This window comes from Mesorhizobium sp. M7A.F.Ca.CA.002.04.1.1, from assembly GCF_004022805.1.
Lineage (GTDB): Bacteria > Pseudomonadota > Alphaproteobacteria > Rhizobiales > Rhizobiaceae > Mesorhizobium > Mesorhizobium ciceri.
Map to the genome: position 1 here is coordinate 1 of NZ_RZPL01000555.1, position 3,996 is coordinate 3,996.

Consider the following 3,996-nt stretch of genomic DNA (forward strand, 5'->3'; position numbering starts at 1 on the left):
CTTCTATGCAATATATGCTGCGTGCATAGCTTGCGGCCTGCGCGGCCCACTGTCGCCATCCATGTTCATAGTAGTTCTCGTGGCGATGGGTCAATTCATCCAGAGTGAAAACGTCGCTTGGCGCTTTTATACAAATCCGCTGATGCTGGAATTTGTTTTTGGCATCTTACTTTACCTGGCATATGTGCATAGTGCGAAGCTTTTCGTGGGACGTACGTGGCTTATGCTTGCGATTTTCGTGGCGACAATAGCCATTCGGCAAATGATACCTGATTTGCCCTGGCTTCTGGCGAACGGCGTCCCTGCCGTGGTTTTAACCGCCGCCGCTTTGTCTTGGTCGCCCCCCCGGACGCGCGCGATAACATTTCTGGTTTTGCTCGGAGATGCATCATACTCGCTCTACCTCTCGCACCCCTATGTGATCCAGCTGGCGAGCAAACTGCTACCGCATCAGTCAGGGCTGATGGCGCAGGGGCTGGCCGGCATCGTGGCATGCGCGCTGTCCATAGCGGTATCCATTGTCCTTTATACAATGATCGAGCGACCCGCGCAGGCTCTCTTCAATGGCTTGGCAGCCCGTAGGCAAGCCTCCTCGACGCTCAGGAAAACCGAAAATCATATCTGACTCGCGATGGGAACAGGCCGCCCACTGCCTCTGGATTTGTGACGGATCGCCCTGTTCCAAGGTGCGACGACTCGGTATCCGCCGCTTGGCCAATTCGCGTAAGATAAGTTGACCGGATTTGCCATTGAGCGCCGGGCGCGATAGGTTATATTGCACTGCACAATGGAGAAGCCGTTTATTGCACGCCCATGTCTGCGAAAAATCCGGCCGGCTCATGGCTTGCCGGCACTGGGTCGTGTCGGCGGGACTCTGAGATGAAGATTCCAAAGTCCCTGCTGGTCGATCCCGAGAAGAACTCGGTCTATGGCGCCTTTGCCGTAGCCGTCTCGATCTGGGCGTTTTCCTATTCGTTCATTTTCGGCCAGGTGCTGATCCTGGCCTACTACGCGGTCTGGCTTCCACTCGTCATGGTCGACTACCGGCGGTTTCTGCGGCATCTGTCCAGCGCCTGGCTGCCGCTGCTGTTTGCCGCCTATGTCTGCTTCTCGATTTTCTGGTCGGTTGCGCCGGGCATCACGGCAAGGACGGCGTTCCAATATCTCTCTCATATCGCTTGTGCCTATATCGCGGCGCGCACCGTCAGCGTGCGCGCATTGACGATAGGCGCCCTGGTCGGGATTTTCTTCATCCTGCTGTATTCGTTGCGGGTCGGCAATTATTCCGACGATGTTCTCGACGGCACCTACAATTTCGTCGGCGCGTTTGCCTCCAAGAACCAGCTCGGTTTTGTCGCCTCGCTCGGCATATATTTCAGCGTGGTGTTCCTTGCCTTTTACAGGCGCGGCCGGCTGAGCCTCATGCTTACAGCGCCTCTCATTCTGCTGTCGGCCTATCTGCTGTTCGTCTCGCATTCCGCCACCTCGATGGCCTCTATACCGGCGGTTCTGGCGCTGGTGACGCTTCTTGCGATGAGCAAAATTTTGTCACGGCGCTACCGCCGGGTGATTTTCCTGATCGGCGCCGGTCTGCTGGTCGTGACTGCCTTTGTCGCCTTGAATCTCGGGCTGATGGACTTCGTCCTCGGCCTCTTCGGCAAGGATTCGACGCTCACCGGACGGACCTATCTGTGGGAGCAGGGCTGGAATGCCGTGCAGAAATCGCCGATTCTCGGCGTCGGCTATGCCGCCTATTGGGTGCAGGGCTTCGCCGAAGCCGAGCGGCTGTGGAACGAGTTCTACATCACCACCCGCACCGGCTTCCACTTCCACAACACCTATATCGAGGCTCTTGTCGAACTCGGCTTCGTCGGAGCGACGCTGGTATCGCTGATCGTGCTGCGCACGCTCTACGGCCACGTGTCGGCGGTGGTCTTCAAGACATGGCGGGCCGAGCCGGTGATCCTCGCCGGCGTGATGGTGCTGCTGCTGATTCGTTCCTTCGTCGAGGTCGAGATACTCAACCCCTATTTTACGGGTTCCTTCTTGATGTACTACAGTTTCTTCAAGCTGGCGCGGCTGCCCGTTACTACCCGCACGCGGCGGTCGCAGGCGCCGGCGGATGCGGCCACGGGTGAAGCTGATTGGCCCCGGCATGCCGGCCGTCCGGCGGCCGCTGGGTCGTCATAAGCAATCAACTCGCGGGTTGAAGTCAGGGCAGCGGGAAGCCTTCGCCTGGCAAGCATGGTGCTCAGCAAAAATCCGCCCCTCACGGGACGGATTGAGATGCTGGATGGTATCGGGCTGTGGGCTACTGGCTGGCCAGCGGCGCCAGCTTGACCTTGATCACATCGCCAGGCAGCACGAGTGTGTCTTCCTTGGCGGCGATTTCGCTGGTCTTGCCGTCGACATTGCGCACCAGTGAATAAAGCAGGGCGGGCTGCTGATCATTTGTCATGGCGGCCACAGTCGCGGGATCGGTAGCCTGGGCTATCAGGCCTTTCTGCATATTCGCCTTCAGCGCGGCTTCGTTCAGGTCGGCTTCGGTCTGCTGCCGGGCGGTAGCGAGGTTTGAACTCAAGGTGTTCTGGGCATCGATGGAGTCCTGCTTCGCCTTGCTGATCGACTGCTTGGCGGTGAGGATGGCGGTTTCGTAGTCCAGGATCTTGCCCTGCAGGTCGGCAACCGACTGGCGCGAATCCAGCAGTCGGGCGTTGGCGATCAGGCCTTTCTGCGCTAGCGGGCCGATGCTGGCGAGCTGCTGCTGCGCCAAGTCGACCTGCTGCTGCTGGTTGACGATCTTCTTCTGCAGCGATTCGATCTCGGATTCCAAAACCCCTTTGAGATCGTCGAGCGCTTCAAGCTTCAGCTTCAGCGCCTTTTGGTCCGCTGTCAGGATAGTCATTTCGTCCGCGACGATGGCTGGCAGTCTCGGATCGCCCTCGACCTCCTTAGGCACGTCGAAACTGGCCTTGCCGGCCATATCCGCGTCGATGCGGGCGCGCCTGACGATCAGCCGAATGCGCTGGTCGTCGGAGACATCGAAATTGCCCTTGGCGGTAACCAAGTCCTTGCCGAGTTGAGGTCCGTAGTCGGCGTTTCGCCGGATGCCTCCGGCGACGCTGATGGCCTTCAACACTGTCAGGTCAGGCACATATGGAAACTGGCCGGGGTTCTGGACTTCGCCCGAAATGTAGAATGGCCGGAACTGCGCCATCTCGACCGAGGCTTCCGGTCTGTCTGACAAAGCGAGTTTTTTCTGCAAAGCCTCGCCGATCGCCGTTGCGATTTCGGACGTGGTCTTGCCGGAGGCCGGCAGTTCGCCGGCGAACGGCACCGACAGCGTGCCGGATGGACCGACCGTGTACTCGCCATTCACCGCCGACCAGTCACGGAATGTGCCTTCCACGGTCTGCCATTCGGCGACGCGGATGGTGAGCTTGTCCTGCGAGCCGAGGCGATAGTCGCCGGCGGCGGCCATGTCCGGGACGACGAGGGCCATGGCAAGGCATGTGGCCAGCAAACGCGCCCGCCGCAGGCGGCCGGAAACCGGGCCGCCGCGAAAGGCTTCGAACAAATCTGTTTTCAACTCAACGTTCCGATCCGCTATAGCCCCATCGCCCGATGAGCTTGCGTCGAATGGCCGACGCCAATGTCTGGCATTGGCCACCGGCCGGTCAGTAAGAACCGCGCGACATCCAGACGGCCGGGACGGTCTTGATGATGATGCGAACGTCCTCGAACAGCGACCAGTTCTCAACATAGTGACGGTCGAAGGCGACGCGGCTGTCATAGGACACATCGTTGCGGCCGCTGACCTGCCACAGGCCGGTCAGGCCCGGACGCGATTTCAGATAGTAGACGGCGGATGTGCCATAGATCTCTAGTTCGTCGCGCACAACCGGACGCGGACCGACAAGGCTCATATCGCCCTGCAGGATGTTGATGATCTGCGGCAACTCATCGAGGCTGAGTTTCCTCAGCACTGCTCCAACG

Annotated in this window: 4 protein-coding genes; 2 read left to right on the forward strand and 2 right to left on the reverse strand. The window is 59.6% G+C overall.

From position 1 onward, the window contains the following. Both ENZ75_RS24065 and ENZ75_RS24070 read left to right on the forward strand, forming a co-directional pair. On the forward strand, window positions 1-625 hold a 625-nt coding region (locus ENZ75_RS24065; RefSeq protein WP_206617089.1), incomplete at its 5' end, for an acyltransferase. 254 nt (window positions 626-879) lie between these two features. Beyond that, window positions 880-2,190: an O-antigen ligase gene (locus ENZ75_RS24070; protein WP_063169877.1), complete on the forward strand. Its 1,311-nt coding sequence runs from the start codon at window positions 880-882 to the stop codon at window positions 2,188-2,190. 121 nt (window positions 2,191-2,311) lie between these two features. Here the strand turns inward: ENZ75_RS24070 and ENZ75_RS24075 are convergent, their stop codons facing one another. Both ENZ75_RS24075 and ENZ75_RS24080 read right to left on the reverse strand, forming a co-directional pair. Continuing rightward, window positions 2,312-3,577, reverse strand: a complete 1,266-nt coding sequence (locus ENZ75_RS24075) for a polysaccharide biosynthesis/export family protein (RefSeq protein WP_164887966.1) — start codon at window positions 3,575-3,577, stop codon at window positions 2,312-2,314. A gap of 100 nt (window positions 3,578-3,677) precedes the next feature. Continuing rightward, window positions 3,678-3,996: sugar transferase (locus ENZ75_RS24080; protein WP_164887965.1), on the reverse strand; the 319-nt coding region annotated here is incomplete at its 5' end.